The following is a 19,387-nucleotide window of genomic DNA, read 5'->3' as shown; positions in this document are numbered from 1 at the left end:
CGAGAATTTTGTGAACGTTCACTAATTTGTACGGGACCCGGTCTGTGAATTTTCTTTCTTTGTATGGCTCCATTCGTAGATGAACGTTAATAATGTTTTCGTATACTGAATTAATTGATCAATGGACACTTGTTCGTTAACGGCGTGGGCATTCTTTAAATCTCCTGGTCCATAAATAACGGTTGGGATTCCTTCTGCACCTAGCCAACCTCCATCTGTTACAGTTGGGGAAACATCGATCACTGCTGACTGCCCTGATACAGTCTCATGGACACCTGCTAACATTTGAACACCAGCATTTTCTGGATCCACTTCTAAAGATGGGAAGATTTCCCCTCGATCCTCAATCATGGAGGTTCCACCCCACTCAAATGTCGGTGGGTTATCCTTCAACCACATATCCCCTTTTGCAACATTTAAAATGTGTTCTTCTATTTCCCCGGACACCTGTTCATAGGACTCGTTCGGGTAATAGTGAACCGTAATCCATAGGCGACACTCGTCGGCAACAAAGGCTGCGTGTCTACCTCCTTCAATGACCGCAGGGTTAATCGTATTAGCTCCTGGTGGGCAACCGGGATAGCTCTTTGTCACTGCCCAATGCCTTTCCAGTTCCTGCAAACCTTGAATTATTTTCGTCATTTTTTCAATGGCGCTGGCTCCAACCAAGCCACCCCCGGCATGAATCATGTTTCTCCGGGTAGCGTCATGAAATGTCTTCTCACTTTTAACGGTGATCCAACCAGTGATAACACCACCCTGCCCTTGAATATGTAAATCACTCGTATCCACAACCACGGCAAAGTCTGCCTTAGCTCCGCCATTTCGTTTGCACGCCTGTAAAGTTCCTGCCTCACCAACCTCTTCTCCAATCACTGACTGAAGAGTTAAATCTCCCGGAAGTTCAATCTCATTTTCCCTTAGTAATTGGATAGCAAACAATGCTCCGGCCAAACCGCCCTTCATATCAGCAGCACCACGACCAATCACTACTCCATCTCTCATGATAGGAGTAAAAGGATCCTTTTCCCAGTTTTCATCCTCACTAACCTCTGCCACATCCATATGTCCGTTAATAATTAAACTTTTGTGGTTGTCAGAGTCAGTCCCTTTTAGAAGACCAACCACATTTGGATCACCAGGATAAACGTCCCACATATCAATGGAAAACCCTAAGCTCATAAGATAATCAGCAACATAGGACTGTGCTTCCTTCGTATTCCTCGCTGGTGGAGCGGGAGTCTCAAACCGAATTAACGTTTTCAATAACGCAATAAGCTCTTCTTGCCGATCATCCACCTGTTTCAACACCAATGCAATATCCTTCGCCAAAACAATCCCCCTCTTTTTTGTCACAGACCGGGTCACCGAAGTTTTTGTGAACATTCACATAATTGTGCGGGACCCGGTCTCTGAACATTTTCAACACAAAAAACCACTTCTTTTGGAAAGAAGTGGTTGTATACATATAAATTCATACGTATGTACATAGACCCAAACGTAAACAAATACCATTTGGCTATACATCTCCACACTTCTTCCCTACGCTAGTTCTAACTAGATCAGGTTATAAGGGTTAAGACAAACGTCTCTCTCAGCTTTCAAGCACCCCTAGGAGTGGTTCCATTATTAAATTGAAAAACAATTAACAAAATTAATAACTCGATTATAGTTTTATCATAATAATGGAAATACTTCAACATAAAAATTTAGACTCATAGTATTTTAGGGAATGTTCTATCCATTTCTTGTTGCCTTCATATGATGGCAGTTGTAGCGATGAATAATTGGATAACAGGGGAAGCCACTGGCGTGTTTGAAGTCCTATTTGGATTCAACAGCATGGCTTATTTCCTTGTTTTCCTTGTCTCCTATGGATTTCTAGCAATTGTAGCCATCATTATCACCCTGTTCGGGAGAAAGTTTAAATATCCAATCACTATAAAATTCATCAAATAAACTCAAGGCAGTTCCTTTATAATAATTAATTTCCGGTAAATTATTTTAGAATATTAATGAACCATCTGAAGGTTTTGTCAGATGGTTCATTTTCGTTATTATGTATTATTTCCCCTCAATTAACCCTTCCACATCTACTTCCTGAACATTATCCATTTCGTCCAGTGGAAAAACCGTCGCCATATTATTGTTCACTTCTTTAATGTAGACAGGAATCCCATTGTAAGAAACGTTAATCATCGTTGGGGAATCAATTATTTCCTGTGCTCGTTGTGTATCCATAATGAAAAGCCTCCTTATGTTATACTTCCTCAAATTATCTTTTGTCGCCAGTTGGGTTTTTATTCAAGGTGAAAAAGCCAAAAGTGTTATTTGCCAAAATAGGAGAAGAAATTTTTTTTCTGGTTCCTCTACCTCAAACCATGATAGTTGTCCATTCTGTGGGAGACCTGTGCTATCAGGCTATACCAGTTTAGGACAGGTGAATAAGATGTACTAGCGTTTACCTTGTAATAAAGTAAGGTGGGCTCATTATGAACGAGGCTCTAATTTTAGTTGGACTTTTGGTAGAAGTAATTGGACAAATTACATCAGCAACATCTGAAACGAGGGAACTACTAGAAGAGAGTGACCTTAATATATTATTAACTGTTATTGGAGAGGGATTACAGTCCATTGGAGAGGCATTACAGGGGATAGGGGTGGAGGATCCTGTTATCAGTGCCAGCAGTTATATTGAGTCAGCAGGTGCCGGAGCCAGCTCCTTCGCAGCTTGGAAAGAGTTGATGGAAAACGGGGAAGAAGCTATTAAATTAGGAATACTTGGAGACGGATTGCAAGGGTTAGGGGCTGCGTTATCTGCAGAAGCAGGTGATGTACCAGTCCTTCAACTTGGGGATAGTCTAGAATCTATCGGAGCTACATTAGAATCTATAGGAGGAGTCGCGGAATTGAAAGGGGAAGAGGTGCACGCACAGCACCTCGCTGTACTAGGAAGCTGGCTGCAAGCTACAGGAGGATTAATTCAGCTCATTTATTTGACCTGGGAGGCGCGGTAGTAACGGTTTCGGAAGTGGCTGTAAAACCCCAACCTCCCCTATCTGGTAAAGAATGACCTCTTTTTTCATAAAAAACCAATAAAAAGCAGGCATTTCACAAGAAATACCTACTAAACTAACTATCTATTATTTAAAATCAATCTCCAACTTCGAAATTCGCTCTACAGCTTCTCGCAATCGTTCCTCACTGTCCAGCAATCCGATGCGAACATAGCCTTCACCGTATTCTCCAAAGCCGTTCCCCGGTGCCACTACAACATGAGCTTTTTCCAACAACAAGTTTGCAAATTCTTCAGAGGTGAAGCCCTTAGCTACAGGTGCCCAAACGAAGAAGGAGCCCTTTGGAGCCGAAACCTTCCAGCCGATTTCATGGCAGCTGCTGATAAATGCGTGACGGCGCCCCTCATATGTTGCGACTAACTCATCTACGCAAGCTTGGTCCCCCGTTAGCGCTTTTGCTGCGGCCTGTTGGATACCGCTGAACAAGCTTACATACAAGTGATCCTGAATTAAGTTGATACTCTCAATAACAGACGGATTTCCCACAGCAAAGGCCACGCGCCAGCCTGCCATGTTATAGGTTTTGGACATGGTGTATATTTCCACCCCAATATCCTTCGCCCCTTCTGAAGAGAGGAAGCTTTGAGGTTTTTCTCCATCAAAACCTATGGCACCATAGGCAAAATCATGAATCACGCAAATGTTATGCTTCTTTGCTACCTCCACCGTTTCATCGAAGAAAGCCTTGTTGGCAATTCCTGCCGTTGGATTATTTGGATAGTTTAAAAACATTAGCTTTGCCCGATCCAATGCGCTTTCGTCCATTTCCTGATAATCTGGCAAAAAGTCATTTTCCTCACGCAACGGCATTAATGTGGTCTCTGCATTGGCTAAGGCTATTCCTGACATATAATCCGGATAGCCTGGATCCGGCAGCAGGGAATAGTCTCCTGGATTCAACAGACACTGACTGACCTCCACTAACCCCGTTTTTGCCCCGAACATTACAGCAACCTCTGTCTCAGGATCAATGTCTACATTATATTCCCGTTTATAGAACTCAGCGATAGCTTCCTTTAAGAAGCGCTGCCCTCGGAATGGGGAGTATTTATGGAAATTAGGATTATCTGCGGAGTTCTTTAATTCCTCCACTACATGCTGAGGCGTCGGCAAATCAGGGTTTCCTTGCCCCAGATTGATTACGTCATGCCCCTGTTTTTTTAACGCCTGAACCTTCAGTACTAAATTAGCAAAAAACTGTTCCGGCAACCGCTTTAATGTATCTGAAAACTCAAAGTTACGCACTAGACCACACTCCAAAAACTATTATAATAATATACATACAGTACTTTATCCTATTAAATTTGTAAAGTGAAGGTAAGGATATTCCATCCTTGATATAACAAGGATTAAATGTCATAATTTTCTTCATATAATTATATGATCAAAAGGCTTTATATTACAAGGATGTGTATGCAAAAACTAGATTTAACTCTTACATAAAATGAGGTGAAAAAATGTCTATTATAACTGTCCAAGGAGCACCAAACATCTACCAATGTACCGAAGGAGCACTTAAGTTAATACCAGAACAAGTAACAAAGCAAACTTTCAAGCAAGGTCTATTAATTAGAGGGGAAAAATCGTGGGAAGTGGCCAAGCCATTTTTTGAGGAGCTAGACTTAGACCTCAAAGATGTTATTTACAATGGGGAATGCTCCTTTGAGGAAGTAAAACGTATAAAGAGCATAGCCCAAGAGGCCGATTACGTCCTTGCTGTTGGTGGCGGCAAGGTGATGGACCTGGGGAAAGCCGTTGCCGACCAACTGGATATTCCTTATATTTTAGTTCCCACATTAGCTTCCAACTGTGCCCCATGGACACCGCTGAGCGTGTTTTATGACGAAGACGGAAATTTCATAAAATACACGATTTTTTCCAAAGGAGCTTTTATGGTTCTTGTGGAACCGAAAATAATTATAAACTCACCGGTCCCCTACCTTACAGCAGGAATTGCCGATACTATTGCCAAGTGGTATGAGGCAGATGTGCTATCTAGAGAGCTGGAGCCCAAGCCAATTACCGTGGAAATTGCCCTTCATGCGGCCAAACTTTGTCGTGATGCCCTTTTGGATGAAGGGCGTTCCGCAGTAGAAGCCCTTCATAAAGGTGAAGTAACGTCCTCCTTTGTCCGTGTAGTGGAAACAATCATCATGGCAGGGGGAATGGTAGGGGGCTATGGGGACAAATACGGCAGAATCGCTGGTGCTCACTCCATACATAACGGCCTTACCCATGTGGAGGAAACCCACGCCTACTTGCATGGGGAAAAGGTAGCCTACGGTATTCTTGTTCAACTTGCCTTGGAAAAAAACTTTGATGAGATCGAAAAACTATTGCCTTTTTACGCAGATTTGAAGCTTCCAGTAACATTAGCCCAGCTAGGAGTTGGGGAAGGAAGACTGGAGGCGGCGATGGAAACGACGGCGAGGCTTTCAACAAAAGAAGGGGAATCCATACGACTGATGAATGTAACGGAGCCGTCCCAAGTTGTTACGGCCATTAACGAATTAGAACAATTTATTAAGGAAAAACAACCGAGTCACTCCTAATCAGAAGGAGGGGCTTTTCATTAGAAGGGAGCGAAATATATGAGTTTTCAAGTTGCAATTGTACAAATGGACATTGCCTTCGGAAATCCAGAGGCAAATTTCCAATATGTGAAAGACCGTTTTCAACAGGCTGAGTCAAATAAACCAGATGTCATCTTATTACCGGAGCTATGGTCCACTGGCTATGACCTTACCCGTTTAGATAAAATTGCCGATCCTGATGGGGAGAAAACGGTGGACTTTATTTCCCAGCTAGCGAAGAAGTATCAAGTAAATGTGGTGGCGGGATCGATTGCAAAAGCTACGGACAAAGGTGTGTCCAACACGATGCTTGTGATTAACCGTGACGGAGAGCTAGTGAAGGAATATAGTAAAGCCCACCTATTTCGCCTTATGAGTGAAGAGAAATTCTTAATTGAAGGAAATGGAGATGGACTTTTCCAGCTAGACGGAGAGCTATGCGCCGGGGTCATCTGCTACGACATCCGTTTTCCGGAATGGATCCGCACCCATATGCTAGACGACACGAAAGTCCTTTTCGTTGTCGCCGAGTGGCCGAAGCCGCGCATTGACCATTGGCGTGCCTTGCTCATAAGTCGCGCTATTGAGAACCAATGTTATGTGGTGGCCTGTAATAGGGTAGGATCCGACCCTAATAATGAATTTGGGGGACACTCCATCATTGTAGGGCCGTGGGGCCAGATTGTGGCCGAGGCCCAAGATGAAGAAATGATTTTAACTGGGGAAATCGACTTTGCTGAAGTAGATAAAGTAAGAAAAACAATTCCTATTTTTACAGACAGAAGGACGGAATTATACAAACTGTAATTTTCGTTAAAAAGCATCCATATATTTTTACAAGGGAATGGGACATTGAAAAGAGGGGGATTTCCGTGAAAATAATTGTTATAGGTGCCGGTATCGTTGGCAGCAGTGTTGCCTACCACCTCACCAAAAAGGAAGCGGAAGTAGAAGTCATTGTGGTGGACCATGGCCATGAAGGCCAAGCAACTGCTGCAGGGGCAGGAATCGTCTGCCCATGGTTTTCGGTACCAGATAATCCAGACATATACCGTTTGGCAAAAGCAGGAGCCTGCTATTATCCCAACCTTATTTCCGAATTGAAGAAAATGGGCGAAACGGAAATAGGTTATAAGCTCGTGGGAGCCATTAAAGTGAGCGCTGACCCTGAAGAATTGGATGTTATGGAAAAATTAGTAAGGGTCCGTCTTTCGGAAACCTCCGAGGTTGGTGAAATTACTAGGCTGTCTGGCGAAGAAACGAAGAGGCTCTTTCCTCCGTTAAGGGAGGATCTACAGGGAATTCATGTTACAGGTGGAGCCCGAGTAGACGGTCAATTATTAAAAGATGCCCTTTTACGTGTAGCAGAAAAACAAGGTGCCAAAGTTCAACACGGAGATGCTCGCCTGAAAGTAGGGGATGGTCAAGTAGCTGGTGTACATGTGGAAGGGGAATTTATAGTAGGAGATGCTGTCGTGGTAACAGCAGGTGCGTGGGCAAAGGAGTCGTTGTATACAGCTGATGTGAATGTACCGGTGGAGCCACAAAAGGGGCAAATTGTTCACTTGGAATTACCAGACGTGGACACATCGGAATGGCCGGTTGTCTTGCCGGAAAGCAGCCATTATTTGTTGGCCTTTGATGATTCCCGGGTCGTTGCCGGTGCAACAAGGGAGCGGGGCTCTGGGTTTGATTACCGTGTTACTGCACGTGGAATGGATGAGGTCCTTAGGGAGGCACTCACTGTCGCCCCTGGTTTAAAGGATGCCACGTTGAAGGATGTGAGGATCGGCTTCCGTCCAGTCAGTCCTGATTTGCTGCCGCTAATTGGTGAAGTACCAAGTGTTCCGAACATAGTTGTGGCTAATGGATTAGGTTCATTGGGACTTACTATGGGGCCATATGTTGGAAAGCTTGCCAGTCAGCTTGCCTTAGGGGAGTCGGTAGATATGGATTTAGAGGCTTACTCTCCAGTTCGGAAGGTGGAGGAGAAGTAGTAAAGGGTAGTTGCATATTCATAAGGACGAGAATGAGTGTTGGAGGCTGGGACATAACTAAAGTGTTTAAATGAAAATGTGAACAATGCAATACCGTAGCGTAGGACATATACGTAGACTCCTCGAAAATGTTAGCACATTTTCTTCGTGCGTGGGCAATCTCAAGGATGTGTAATCAGTGTCCTGCAGGAGCAAAGGCAAAGGTGAGACCCCACAGTGCGTATGCACAAGGAGGCTCACCAGCCGCCCGCGTAAAGCAAAGTATATTTCCGAAGCGATTTATAGGCTCCGTTCGGATTTCTCATTAAGAATACACTTTTGTCCCAGCCTCTTGAAGAAATTACTCCTCAATTAAATTATCCACTTGAACCTCTTGCTCATTTTGCGGATCTTCAAGAGGGTAAACCCGTGCCGTTGCATTTTGATCATCTACGTGTTGTATGTACACTCGCTGACCATTGTACTTTACATCCTTCATATCTGGTGACTGTGCAATTTCTTTCGCTCGCTGTACGTTCATCGTTTCCTCAACCTCCTTATAAAAACTACAAGGATATTTTGCTCCGATTCCACTCTTGTTATGCTTATAAAATATATTTAAATATATGCACTTTCAAAACAGTGCAAATACAATAAATTGGGAACTCTTCTGAGGGCTTTGGTATGTTATTTGAAAGGGGCGAAGGCGTCCGTTATTATAAAGGAAAATACTTGTTTTTTTTCAAAAGAGAAAGGAAGTTTATCTATGCCGAGAAAGAATAAAGGTTTGAATCCTGGGTCGCAAGCTCCTACCTTTCACCTGAAGGGGATTGATGGGAAGAGTTATTCCAGTGAACAGTATAGGGGAAAGCCGTATATTCTCTATTTTCTTCGGGCTACGTTTTGACCGAATTGCCGGAAGCAACTGGGTCAGTTGCGTGAAAATGCACATAAATATGAGGAACTGGGGGTTCCTATTGTTGTGATTGTTGGTCAAAAGGGGGAAGCAGTGGCGAAATGGGAGAGGGAAAATCCAATGCCGTTTCCTATGTTGATTGATGAGGATCGCAGCGTCATTAAGGCTTTTGATGTTTATAATCCCATCAATATTGATGCTTTTCGGATGGCGCACCCAAGTACATTTTTAATGGATGCTCATGGAGAAATTGTTTACGCCTATGTAGGCTCCAACCAAAGGGACCGTCCCAAGCAAGTCGAATTATTGGAGCAAGTGCATCAATTGTTGTCTAGTATAGAGGTTTGATATTTTATTTTGAATTTTAGATATGAGGGATGAAGGAAATACTAATTTTAGAAACACCTACCTATCTACTACGGGGAATGGATTTGAAACTCTCGGGCTAAACCGAATTGTTGGGGATATATTCTTTGTTAAAATCGGAATATGAAGCACAAATAAAATAAGAAATTTACAAGGGATGCACTGTCAGTTACGGTGCTTTTTCTTTTTGTATGAATATAAGGATCACCTGCGATCGCGACAAGTTGAAAGGAAAGAAAGAGCGAAGTGTCACGAAAGTGTCTATCAATACTGTGATCAAGGCTAGAATGGTACCCAAAAATGGCGTCCCCATTGATTTGGGTAATAATAAAGCCAAAAATGTTCCCGAAATTTGTTGGATCCATCCTGTTCGGTAACAATTAAGCCTTAAATGTTCCCCAAAATCGACCAATCTATAAATTTCAGTAACAATTAACCAACAGAAGCCCCTAACTAGTTTATTTTTACAGTTTTCGCCCCTATTAATACCATCCTTTCGTCCTTTCTCCATCCATTCATCCTCTCCCTTAAAATCCGCAAATTGTAAATTTTTATGCACATATATAACCCTACTTTAATACTGTAGAGTAGTTACTTACCTACATTCCTAAGAGCACTCCTAAACGGAAAAGCTAGTGTTTACAAGCTTTTCTCCTCAACGACCAAAATAGGTTATAAGTAACTTTACTACCAACACCAAAAATATCAGAAAAATTTTTTAATATCTATTGCATAAAAATGTAACCACGAGTATAATAATTAACTAATTGAAGGTATGGGAGGTAAATTAACGTGTTAAGAGCTGCAGTTGTTGGAGGAACAGGATATGGGGCGGTTGAGCTTATAAGATTAATAGATAAGCATCCGCATCTACAATTGAATACAGTTATTTCCCATTCTCAGAGCGGGACGGAGATAGAAGAAATTTATCCTCACTTAACAAATCTCATCCATATAACGATGGATGAATGGAATATACAGAAGCTTGCAAAAATCATAGATGTGGTATTTTTTGCGACCCCTCCGGGAGTGAGCCAGAAGCTAGTTCCAGAGTGTCGCCAACACGGTTTACAATGTATTGACTTGTCTGGAGATTTCAGACTAATAAATCCAGAAACCTATGAAACTTGGTATGCATATTCCGCGGCACCGCAGGAATATCTCAATGAAGCAACTTACGGTCTCACAGAAATATACGGTGACGACATAAAAAACAGCAAACTTATTTCTAACCCAGGATGCTATCCGACGGCAACCTTATTAGCCCTCATTCCAGCGGTAAAACAAGGCTGGGTGAAGATGGATTCCATCATTATCGATGGGAAATCAGGGGTTTCAGGTGCTGGAAGAAAGGTCTCACTAGCTACGCATTTTTCAGAAGTTAATGAAAATTTAAAAGCTTATAAATTAGGAGCTCATCAGCATATCCCGGAAATTGAGCAATACTTACAACAGGAATCGAAGGAACCAAACACACAAGTGACCTTCTCCACTCACCTCATTCCGATGACGAGAGGACTTATGTGCTCTATCTATTTCGATTTAACAGAAAAAAAGACTACAGAAGAACTAATTAATTTTTATACAGAAGTATACAGTAATCATCCATTCATAAGGATTAGGCCAGAGGGAATCTTCCCGGCTACAAAAGAGGTTTCTGGTAGTAACTACTGTGATATTGGTATTCATTCGGATCCAAGGACAGGAAAGGTAACGATTATATCCGTTATCGATAATTTAGTAAAAGGTGCGTCAGGTCAGGCTATTCAAAATTTGAATCTCATGAACGGTTGGGACGTTCGGACCGGACTATTAGAAATCCCCATTTACCCGTAATAAACAAAAGGAGGCGCTGATCAGATGCAATCAGTAATAACAGAACACATTCAAATGGTGAAGGGCGGTAATGTAACTACGCCAAAGGGATTTACAGCAGGAGGTCTCCACTGCGGGATTAAGAAGCGGAAGCTGGATTTAGGCTGGGTGTATTCTGAAGTACCAGCAACAGCTGCTGGAGTTTATACAACAAACCAATTTCAAGCGCCCCCACTGAAGGTGACAAAGGAAAGCATTTCCGTAGAGAATAAGCTTCAAGCTATATTAGTAAATTCCGGAGTTGCTAACGCCTGTACCGGCGAGCAAGGTCTCCTGGATGCCTATGAGATGCGAAATGAGTTTTCCAAGGCAATGGGGGTGGAAGATCATCTTGTTGCTGTTGCTTCCACAGGGGTGATTGGAACACATCTCCCAATGGATCGACTAAAGGCAGGGATCGATCAGATAGGAACGAATGAGCATAACGGAGCAGAACTCTTTGAGATGGCGATACTTACAACAGATACATGTATAAAGAATATAGCGGTACAACTTGAAATTGACGGGAAAACTATCTCCATTGGTGGTGCTGCTAAGGGGTCAGGGATGATTGACCCGAACATGGCAACGATGCTTGCCTTCGTTACGACCGATGCGGACGTAAACGGGGAAAGTCTTTCCACTGCCTTAAAGGATGTAACCAATAGAACATATAATCAAATCACTGTTGACGGTGATTCAAGTACGAACGATATGGTTCTTGTGATGGCAAACGGCCAGGCTGACAACAATCAGCTTTCTGAAGTTCACCCACAATGGGAGCAATTCAAGAACGCCCTTGAACTAGTTTGTCAAATACTAGCAAAGAAGATTGCTAGAGACGGGGAAGGGGCAACAAAACTTATTGAGGTTCATGTTCAAGGGGCAGCAACGGAAGAAGCTGCGCGTAAAATTAGTAAAACAATTATTTCTTCTAATTTAGTAAAGACAGCCATATACGGTACTGACCCGAATTGGGGGCGAATCGTATGTGCTATCGGTTACAGTGAGCGGCCTATCGATCCAGATAAAGTGAAGGTTTCTTTAGGACCATTTCCAGTGGTGGAGAATGGCTTACCACTTTACTTTGACGAAGAAGAGGCGACGGAATATTTAATGCAGGAAACAGTAGAGATTTTCGTAGATCTCCAGCAGGGCAATAAAAGTGCGGTTGCTTGGGGCTGTGACTTAACGTATGACTATGTGAAAATCAATGCTTCCTATCGAACGTAAGGAGTGTAAATAATGGGTGATTATTTGGTCATTAAATGTGGCGGTAGTGTTTTAGAGAATTTACCGAAATCCTTTTATACAAATCTCGTGGAGCTTCATCAGCAAGGCACCTGTAAGCCTGTGATTGTACACGGTGGCGGGCCCCTAATTTCCTCCCTATTAACGAAGCTCAATATTGAAACGACCTTCGTAGATGGATTGAGGGTCACATCCAAAGAAGTGCTGGATGTTGTGGAGATGGTCTTGAGCGGCTCCGTTAATAAAAAGATAGTAGAGAACCTTCAGAAGGCTGGAGGGAGTGCTTATGGGATCAGTGGTGTAGACGGCGGTCTTATCCAAGCGGAGCCGACAGATCATACCATGAAGCTTGGCTTCGTTGGAGATGTTATCCACGTAAAAACGGAGTTAATTGATCAAATATTGGGTCAAAATCACATTCCCGTAATTTCACCCATCGGGATGGACGGATCCGGTCAGAAATATAACATAAACGGTGATATTGCTGCTTCAGCAGTGGCAAAGGCACTTGGTGCAAAGCTTTGCTTTATCAGTGATATCCCAGGTATATATGTTGAAGAAAATGGTGTTCAGACCACCATTCATGAGCTGTCAAAAAGGGAAGCGGAGGACCTCATTGAACAAGAGGTCATTACTGGCGGAATGATTCCAAAGGTAAGGGCAGCCATCGACGGACTCACCCATAACGTACAGCAGGTCGTTATTCTTAATGGAATGGAAACGAACAGTATTCACCAGTACTTAGCTGGAAACAAAATCGGTACGAAAATGATTGCAGATAAGGAGATGCACCAACATGTCTGAAGTAACGAACACTCCCGCAGCACAAATAGATTCCATTATGAACACCTACCAGCGTTTTCCCGTAACATTTGTGAAAGGGAAAGGGAGTTATATTTGGGATGATACAGGAAAAAGATATTTGGATTTCACCTCAGGGATTGGGACGTGTAACTTAGGACACGTGCCTAACTCTGTAAAAAACGCAGTGGAAGCACAGCTTCAAGAGTTATGGCATTGTTCCAACCTATATCATATTCCAGCCCAGCAAAAGCTGGCTGACCTACTGACCTCTAACAGCTTCGGGGATCAAGTTTTTTTCTGCAACAGTGGGGCGGAAGCAAATGAAGGGGCTATTAAATTAGCAAGAAGGTACGCGCAAAAAGTAAAGGGAACAGATGCCTTTGAGGTGGTAACCTTTCAACGATCCTTTCATGGGAGAACAATGGCTACACTAACGGCAACGGGCCAATCCAAAATTCAGGATGGCTTTGGACCTTTAGTACCTGGATTCCGTTATTTACCGTACAACTCTGTTGAGGCACTATCGGAAATCTTAACTCCACAAACCTGTGCCGTATTATTGGAGTTGACACAAGGGGAGGGAGGGGTTGTTCCGGCAAAAAAAGATTGGTTACAACAACTAGTTGCTATTTGTAAGGAAAATGATATCCTTCTTATGGTTGACGAAGTGCAAACGGGGATGGGCCGTACAGGAAAGTTATTTGCTTACGAGCATTACGGCATCGAGCCAGACGTGCTGACTCTAGCAAAGGGCTTAGGCTCAGGACTTCCCATTGGTGCCATTGTAGCAAAGGGGGAAGTAGCGGAAGCCTTTGGACCGGGTACACACGGCACAACCTTTGGAGGGAATCCAATAGTTGCAACGGCAGGGGTGGCCACCTTAACGGAGCTTGTGGAAACGGACGTTGTCCAACAAGCAGGAGAACTTGGTGCTTACTTAGCTGATCAACTTCAGGAACTAGCTGAAGATTATCCAGCGCAAGTGAAAGAAATTCGTGGTATCGGCCTTATGCAAGGAATTGTCACGGAGGGGCTTGCAATAGATGTTTTAAATGAGGCAAGGGAGCAGCATAATGTTCTTCTCCTTGTTGCAGGACCAAATGTGGTTCGCTTGCTGCCGCCGTTAACAACTACTCAATCTGAAATTGATCAAGTCATTAATGTCTTGAAAACTATATTTGCAAATCAAACGGAAGGGGGGAAATCCCTGTGAAACAAGGCTATTTAATTCTAGAAACGGGAGAGGTCTTTGAAGGGACACTTATCGGTGAGCTGAACAATATGATTGGGGAAGTAGTCTTTAATACGAGCATGACTGGTTACCAAGAGATCGTTACAGACCCTTCCTACGCAGGGCAAATCCTTACCTTTTGTTACCCATTAATTGGAAACTACGGACTAAATGATGAGGACAATGAAAGTTTCTCCACTGCTGTCTCCGGGGTCATTACTGGAGACATGTGCGAGGCGCCTAGTCACTACCAATCAACAAAAAACTTTTCTGAGATGCTTCAGCAGGCTGGTGTTCCCGGCCTCACGGGGGTAGATACCCGGGCACTTGTAAAGGTGATCCGTAAACATCATACGGTTAAGGGAATGATCGCAACGGAACCGTCCCTTAAGGGCGGAATGGATGTTTCTCAAGAATTCTGGGTAAAAAAGGTTTCCGTAGATGAACCGGTTACCTACACGAATGAAGGACCTCATGTTGTCCTAATAGATTACGGGTATAAAAAATCAATCTTAACGGCTTTATTACATGAAAACTGCCGTGTGACCGTTGTGCCATACGACTTTTCTTACGAACAAATAAAGGCATTACAGCCGGATGGAATACTCCTAAGTAATGGACCTGGGGATCCAATGAAGCTGGAACCTTACTTCAATGAAATTAAAAAGATTACTGAGAGCTACCCTACGCTGGGAATTTGTCTCGGCCATCAGCTTATCGCCCTTGCACATGGGGCGAAGACAAAGAAGCTGGCCTTTGGGCATCGGGGAGGAAATCATCCTGTAAAGGAACTGCTCACTGGGAAGGTAAGTATGACCTCCCAAAACCACGGCTATGTCGTCGTGGAGGAATCCATTAACTATTCTCAATTTCAAGTGCTATTCCGTAATGTAAACGATAAAACGGTTGAAGGACTGAAACACGTCAGTCTACCGATCCAATCGGTGCAATTCCATCCTGAAGCCCATCCAGGACCAAGCGACACGGAATATATATTCAACGAATTTTTGCATCAGGTGGTTTCTTCAGGAGGGAAGAGGTATGCCAAAGTATAGTCATTTAAATAAAATTCTTGTTATTGGCTCCGGCCCCATTGTTATTGGGCAGGCGGCTGAATTTGATTACGCAGGGACACAGGCCTGTCTCGCCTTAAAAGAGGAGGGCGTGGAGGTTGTCCTTGTGAACAACAATCCAGCAACAATCATGACAGACGAAACGATGGCGGATAAAGTGTATATTGAACCACTTAATGTCCAAACCATCGAAAAGATCATTGCCAAGGAAAATCCTGATGGTATGATCGGTACTCTTGGGGGCCAAACGGGCCTTAACTTAACGGTGGAGCTTCATGAAAAGGGGATTCTCCAGAAATATGGAGTAAAGCTCCTTGGAACCTCTGTAGAATCCATTCAAAAAGGAGAAGACAGAGAGAAATTCCGTAACCTAATGCTTGAAATTGGGGAGCCAATTCCAGAGTCGAAAATTATTGAGGACTTTGATTCGGGAGTAGCATTCGTGAAGGAGGTAGGCTTTCCTGTTATCATCCGCCCAGCCTATACATTAGGTGGTGCGGGCGGCGGATTTGCTAACAATGATGAAGAGCTAGAATATATTTTAAAGCAAGGCTTAACTCAAAGTCCTATCCATCAAGTGCTCGTGGAAAAGAGCATCAAGGGCTGGAAAGAAGTAGAGTACGAGGTGATGCGGGATGAGAACGACACCTGCACCATCGTTTGTAATATGGAAAACATGGATCCCGTTGGTGTACACACTGGAGATTCCATCGTCGTAGCACCGTCTCAAACATTATCAGACGTCCAATACCAAATGCTCCGAAATTCTTCGTTGAAGGTTATTCGGGCATTGAATGTGGTAGGAGGATGTAATATCCAGTTTGCATTGGAGCCAGATTCTAATCAATATTACATTATCGAGGTCAACCCAAGGGTAAGTCGTTCTTCCGCTTTGGCATCCAAAGCAACGGGATACCCAATTGCAAGGATTGCTGCTAAGTGTGCTATTGGCTATCATTTAGACGAAATACTTAATCCTATTACTGCCAATACGTATGCTTCCTTCGAGCCAGCTTTAGACTATTGTGTCGTAAAGCTGCCACGATTCCCATTCGATAAGTTTTCTGAAGGAGATCGTACATTAGGGACGCAAATGAAGGCTACTGGAGAGGTAATGGCTATCGACCGTTCCTTTGAAGGGGCGCTGAATAAAGCACTTCGTTCCATGGAAATGAACGCACACAGCTTGTTTGCCAAAGGGATGGCCACAAAATCACAGGAACAAATTATCAAATTGCTTAAAACACCAACAGATTTACGATTATTTGCTATTGCGGAGGCCTTTAAACGAGGTTTTACCATAGAAGAAGTGATCATTTATACAGAAATAGACCGTTGGTTCCTCACAAAGGTAAAGAGAATAGTAGACTGCGAACTAGAATTAGCAGCATACCCGTGGGAGGAAGCACCGGCTGCATTGTTAAAGCAGGCGAAGCTTATGAACATGGGGGATAAGCGAATTGCTGAAGTCTTTCAAATTACCGAAAAGGATGTTCGGACGAAGTGGAAGGAAATGAAGGTGCAACGTGGCTATAAGCTTGTTGATACTTGCGCAGCGGAGTTTGATGCCGTAACACCGTACTATTACTCTACCTTCCAAGGCGCCGATGAGGTGGAGGCAACGGATAACAAAAATAAAATTCTTGTCATTGGATCTGGACCTATCCGAATTGGTCAAGGGATTGAATTCGATTATTGCTCCGTACATGCGGCACTTGCCGTAAAGAAAAAAGGTTACGAAGCTATCGTTATGAATAACAATCCGGAGACAGTTAGCACCGACTACTCCATCGCAGATAGACTATATTTTGAGCCGTTAGCAGTAGAAGATATACTCGCTGTAATTGAAAAGGAAGGGGTAACGGGAGTCCTTGTTCAATTCGGCGGCCAAACAGCTATCAATCTAGCTAATGAATTGGAGGAGGAAGGGGTTAACATCCTTGGTACCTCCACGAAGGTTATTGATCAGTTAGAGGATCGCCACCATTTTTACGATTTATTAAATGAATTAGACATCCCGCATATTGCCGGGAAAACAATATATAGCGGGGAAGACCTTTTACCTGCAGCAAAAGAGTTAGGTTACCCAGTACTTATTCGTCCGTCCTACGTTATTGGTGGTCAGTCCATGTTCATCTGCCACAATGACAGGGAGTTAACGAAATACCTGCATCGTATTTTAGAAGATGGAAACGATCGTTGTTGGCCACTACTAGTGGATCAATACCTTCCAGGAATGGAATGCGAAATTGACGTTATTAGTGACGGGGAATCCATCGTCGTTCCAGGGATTTTTGAGCATTTGGAAAAAGCAGGTGTCCACTCTGGAGACAGCGTAGCTTTATTCCCACCAGTTACCATGTCGGAGGAGCTGAAGAACACGGTTGTTAATTACGGTGAAAGGATTGCGAACCACTTGCCAGTCATTGGGATGATGAATATTCAGTTTGTGGTTCATGATTCAGTAGTTTACGTATTAGAAGTGAATCCACGATCATCAAGAACGGTTCCAATTATGAGTAAGGTCACTGGTGTTCCAATGATAGAATGGGCGACCCATGTTCAGCTAGGAGCTAAGTTGAAGGGATTAAGCAGTGAGAGAGGCCTCGGCCTACTTGAGGAGCCAAACTATTATTCTGTGAAGGCACCGATTTTTTCTGCTAGCAAGCTAAAAGGGGTAGATCACGTCCTTGGTCCAGAGATGAAATCTACTGGGGAAACATTAGGACTAGGTTCGACGCTCCAGGAAGCCTTATGGAAAGGAATGCAGCTTTCTGGGAAAAAATCAGAGCTAGAAGCTTCACCTACCATTTTTTGTTCCATAGCAGACAGGGCGAAGGGAGAAAGTCTTTGCAGTATCCAGGCCTTTGTGGACGCTGGTTATCAAGTGGTTGCCACAGAAGGTACAGGGAAGTTCCTTGTGGAAAATGGAATTGCTGCGGAGGAGTTGCCGAAGGATAAGAACCTATTACACGATTACTGGAAAAACAATAAACCGAGTCTCGTATTGAATATTCCAAACGAAGGTCGTGATGGGGAGAAGATAGGTTTTTATATTCGCGAGTTATCGGTACGCTATCAAGTTCCTTACTTTACTAGTTTTGATACATTAAAGCCGTGGATTCAGTCATTGGAAAATGGGGATGTTGTTGAAGAGCCGCGGACGTTAAAGGAATATCGTGGGATGAATAAACTATGCATAAATGAGGTGGAGACATGTCAACTGTCCAAAATATAAAAGATAACAAGTTAGCTATAGAACAGAAGCTGCGAGGGAAGGATTTCCTTACCCTTGCAGAGTTGGAGTCAGAGGAGATTCACTATCTCTTGCAAGAAGCGCTAGATTTGAAGAAGAAACAAAAGCAAGGGATTCCTACCCCTTATTTACAAGGAAAAACATTGGGGATGATCTTTGAAAAGTCATCTACTAGAACGAGAGTATCCTTTGAGGTTGGTATGCTCCAGCTAGGTGGTCACGCTATTTTCCTGAGCTCCAAGGACTTGCAGCTAGGCCGTGGCGAATCTATCTATGATACGGCAAATGTACTAGCGAGATATGTGGACGGGATTATGATCCGCACCTTTGAGCATGAAAAGGTAGAGGAACTGGCAATGCATTCCTCAGTACCTGTAATTAACGGCTTATCCGATACACATCATCCTGCACAGGTACTAGCCGATTTGCTTACAATATTAGAGCATAAAGGAAAATTGAAAGGATTAACCCTTTCCTACGTAGGAGACGGAAACAATAATGTGGCCCACTCATTAATGGAAGGTGCCGCAAAGGTGGGAATGAATATTTCCATGGCATGTCCAGTAGGGTATGAACCGAGCGGTGAGATTTTGCAAGGGGTAAATGAGGTTGCAAAACAACAGGGAAGTAAGGTAATTGTAGGAAATGATCCAAAGGCTGCCGTAAAGGATGCTGACGTGATCGTTACAGATGTTTGGGCGAGCATGGGGCAAGAGGAAGAGCAGGCGGTACGTTTAGAAGCATTGCAACCTTTCCAAGTGAATAGTGAATTATGTTCTTTGGCCAAAGAAGATTTTATTTTTTTACATTGCTTACCTGCTCACCGAGAAGAGGAAGTAACGGCTGAAATCATTGATGGACCGCACTCTGTCGTGTTTGATGAAGCGGAAAATCGACTGCATGCACAAAAGGCTTTATTAAAAGTTTTAATGAAAGATTAATTTTTTTGGTTGATTATGCATAAAAATACGTTATAATAGATATTAATTCGTTGATTAGGGAAAAGGAGA

Annotated in this window: 16 protein-coding genes, 1 pseudogene and 1 riboswitch; of the genes and pseudogenes, 13 read left to right on the top strand and 4 right to left on the bottom strand. The window is 43.3% G+C overall.

Going from position 1 to position 19,387, the window contains the following annotated elements; translation table 11 throughout:
* Positions 1–21: 21 nt before the first annotated feature.
* Entirely contained in the window at positions 22–1,332 is a 1,311-nt protein-coding gene (locus J2S74_RS21555; RefSeq protein WP_307329947.1) for an acetylornithine deacetylase, read from the bottom strand.
* 190 nt (positions 1,333–1,522) lie between these two features.
* A riboswitch (TPP riboswitch) is annotated at positions 1,523–1,623 on the bottom strand.
* A 156-nt stretch (positions 1,624–1,779) separates the two neighbouring features.
* Between J2S74_RS21555 and J2S74_RS21550 the strand changes: the two genes are divergently transcribed.
* Positions 1,780–1,959 (top strand): hypothetical protein, encoded by a 180-nt coding sequence (locus J2S74_RS21550; protein WP_307329944.1) that lies wholly within the window; start codon positions 1,780–1,782, stop codon positions 1,957–1,959.
* A 105-nt stretch (positions 1,960–2,064) separates the two neighbouring features.
* Here J2S74_RS21550 and J2S74_RS21545 read toward each other — a convergent pair whose 3' ends face one another.
* Positions 2,065–2,241 carry an H-type small acid-soluble spore protein gene (locus J2S74_RS21545; protein WP_307329941.1) on the bottom strand — a complete coding sequence of 59 codons (177 nt, stop codon included), beginning with the start codon at positions 2,239–2,241 and terminating at the stop codon, positions 2,065–2,067.
* A 251-nt stretch (positions 2,242–2,492) separates the two neighbouring features.
* Here J2S74_RS21545 and J2S74_RS21540 point away from each other — a divergent pair, with 251 nt between their 5' ends.
* On the top strand, positions 2,493–3,017 hold the full coding sequence (locus J2S74_RS21540) for a DUF6944 family repetitive protein (protein WP_307329938.1): 525 nt from the start codon (positions 2,493–2,495) through the stop codon (positions 3,015–3,017).
* Between the two features lie 126 nt (positions 3,018–3,143).
* On the opposite strand, the gene J2S74_RS21535 is transcribed toward J2S74_RS21540, so the two are convergent.
* The gene (locus J2S74_RS21535) at positions 3,144–4,322 is read right to left on the bottom strand and encodes a pyridoxal phosphate-dependent aminotransferase (protein ID WP_307329935.1); all 1,179 of its coding nucleotides are present in this window, start codon (positions 4,320–4,322) and stop codon (positions 3,144–3,146) included.
* 212 nt (positions 4,323–4,534) lie between these two features.
* Here J2S74_RS21535 and J2S74_RS21530 point away from each other — a divergent pair, with 212 nt between their 5' ends.
* The 3 genes from J2S74_RS21530 (at position 4,535) to J2S74_RS21520 (ending at position 7,647) form a co-directional block, all read left to right on the top strand.
* Positions 4,535–5,629, top strand: coding sequence for an iron-containing alcohol dehydrogenase family protein (locus J2S74_RS21530; protein ID WP_307329932.1), 1,095 nt, complete (start codon positions 4,535–4,537; stop codon positions 5,627–5,629).
* Between the two features lie 39 nt (positions 5,630–5,668).
* On the top strand, positions 5,669–6,457 hold the full coding sequence (locus J2S74_RS21525; RefSeq protein ID WP_307329929.1) for a carbon-nitrogen family hydrolase: 789 nt from the start codon (positions 5,669–5,671) through the stop codon (positions 6,455–6,457).
* A 65-nt stretch (positions 6,458–6,522) separates the two neighbouring features.
* Positions 6,523–7,647: an NAD(P)/FAD-dependent oxidoreductase gene (locus J2S74_RS21520; RefSeq protein ID WP_307329926.1), complete on the top strand. Its 1,125-nt coding sequence runs from the start codon at positions 6,523–6,525 to the stop codon at positions 7,645–7,647.
* Positions 7,648–7,987: 340 nt separating this feature from the next.
* On the opposite strand, the gene J2S74_RS21515 is transcribed toward J2S74_RS21520, so the two are convergent.
* On the bottom strand, positions 7,988–8,167 hold the full coding sequence (locus J2S74_RS21515; protein ID WP_307329923.1) for a small acid-soluble spore protein H: 180 nt from the start codon (positions 8,165–8,167) through the stop codon (positions 7,988–7,990).
* A 378-nt stretch (positions 8,168–8,545) separates the two neighbouring features.
* Here J2S74_RS21515 and J2S74_RS21510 point away from each other — a divergent pair.
* From J2S74_RS21510 to argF, 8 genes and pseudogenes are all read left to right on the top strand, one after another.
* Positions 8,546–8,890 (top strand): annotated as a pseudogene (locus tag J2S74_RS21510) (peroxiredoxin family protein); the annotation flags it as partial.
* Positions 8,891–9,700: 810 nt separating this feature from the next.
* Entirely contained in the window at positions 9,701–10,744 is a 1,044-nt protein-coding gene (gene argC, locus J2S74_RS21505; RefSeq protein ID WP_307329920.1) for an N-acetyl-gamma-glutamyl-phosphate reductase, read from the top strand.
* Positions 10,745–10,768: 24 nt separating this feature from the next.
* Complete coding sequence (gene argJ, locus J2S74_RS21500) at positions 10,769–11,995, top strand: bifunctional ornithine acetyltransferase/N-acetylglutamate synthase (RefSeq protein WP_307329917.1); 1,227 nt, start codon at positions 10,769–10,771, stop codon at positions 11,993–11,995.
* Between the two features lie 12 nt (positions 11,996–12,007).
* Positions 12,008–12,817 (top strand): acetylglutamate kinase, encoded by an 810-nt coding sequence (argB, locus tag J2S74_RS21495; RefSeq protein WP_307329914.1) that lies wholly within the window; start codon positions 12,008–12,010, stop codon positions 12,815–12,817.
* Positions 12,810–14,030, top strand: coding sequence for an acetylornithine transaminase (gene argD / locus J2S74_RS21490; protein ID WP_307329911.1), 1,221 nt, complete (start codon positions 12,810–12,812; stop codon positions 14,028–14,030). Before argB ends, argD begins: the two co-directional genes overlap by 8 nt.
* Positions 14,027–15,103: a carbamoyl phosphate synthase small subunit gene (locus tag J2S74_RS21485; RefSeq protein ID WP_307329908.1), complete on the top strand. Its 1,077-nt coding sequence runs from the start codon at positions 14,027–14,029 to the stop codon at positions 15,101–15,103. The genes argD and J2S74_RS21485 overlap by 4 nt, the downstream gene beginning before the upstream one ends.
* Positions 15,090–18,359 (top strand): carbamoyl-phosphate synthase (glutamine-hydrolyzing) large subunit, encoded by a 3,270-nt coding sequence (gene carB / locus J2S74_RS21480; RefSeq protein WP_307329906.1) that lies wholly within the window; start codon positions 15,090–15,092, stop codon positions 18,357–18,359. Before J2S74_RS21485 ends, carB begins: the two co-directional genes overlap by 14 nt.
* Entirely contained in the window at positions 18,338–19,318 is a 981-nt protein-coding gene (argF, locus tag J2S74_RS21475) for an ornithine carbamoyltransferase (protein ID WP_307329904.1), read from the top strand. Before carB ends, argF begins: the two co-directional genes overlap by 22 nt.
* Positions 19,319–19,387 lie beyond the last annotated feature (69 nt).

It is taken from the genome of Evansella vedderi, from assembly GCF_030813435.1.
GTDB classification, from domain to species: Bacteria; Bacillota; Bacilli; order Bacillales; family Salisediminibacteriaceae; genus Evansella; species Evansella vedderi.
Note: the sequence above shows the minus strand (reverse complement) of the source record. Positions and strands in the feature narration are given on the sequence as shown.

Bases quoted from the DNA above. Each gene is read 5' to 3' on its own strand.
- argB (WP_307329914.1), top strand. From the start codon at position 12,008: ATGGGTGATTATTTGGTCATTAAATGTGGCGGTAGTGTTTTAGAGAAT.
- argJ (WP_307329917.1), top strand. From the start codon at position 10,769: ATGCAATCAGTAATAACAGAACACATTCAAATGGTGAAGGGCGGTAAT.
- J2S74_RS21550 (WP_307329944.1), top strand. From the start codon at position 1,780: ATGAATAATTGGATAACAGGGGAAGCCACTGGCGTGTTTGAAGTCCTA.
- J2S74_RS21540 (WP_307329938.1), top strand. From the start codon at position 2,493: ATGAACGAGGCTCTAATTTTAGTTGGACTTTTGGTAGAAGTAATTGGA.
- J2S74_RS21530 (WP_307329932.1), top strand. From the start codon at position 4,535: ATGTCTATTATAACTGTCCAAGGAGCACCAAACATCTACCAATGTACC.
- J2S74_RS21525 (WP_307329929.1), top strand. From the start codon at position 5,669: ATGAGTTTTCAAGTTGCAATTGTACAAATGGACATTGCCTTCGGAAAT.
- argF (WP_307329904.1), top strand. From the start codon at position 18,338: ATGTCAACTGTCCAAAATATAAAAGATAACAAGTTAGCTATAGAACAG.
- J2S74_RS21515 (WP_307329923.1), bottom strand. From the start codon at position 8,167: ATGAACGTACAGCGAGCGAAAGAAATTGCACAGTCACCAGATATGAAG.
- J2S74_RS21545 (WP_307329941.1), bottom strand. From the start codon at position 2,241: ATGGATACACAACGAGCACAGGAAATAATTGATTCCCCAACGATGATT.
- carB (WP_307329906.1), top strand. From the start codon at position 15,090: ATGCCAAAGTATAGTCATTTAAATAAAATTCTTGTTATTGGCTCCGGC.
- argD (WP_307329911.1), top strand. From the start codon at position 12,810: ATGTCTGAAGTAACGAACACTCCCGCAGCACAAATAGATTCCATTATG.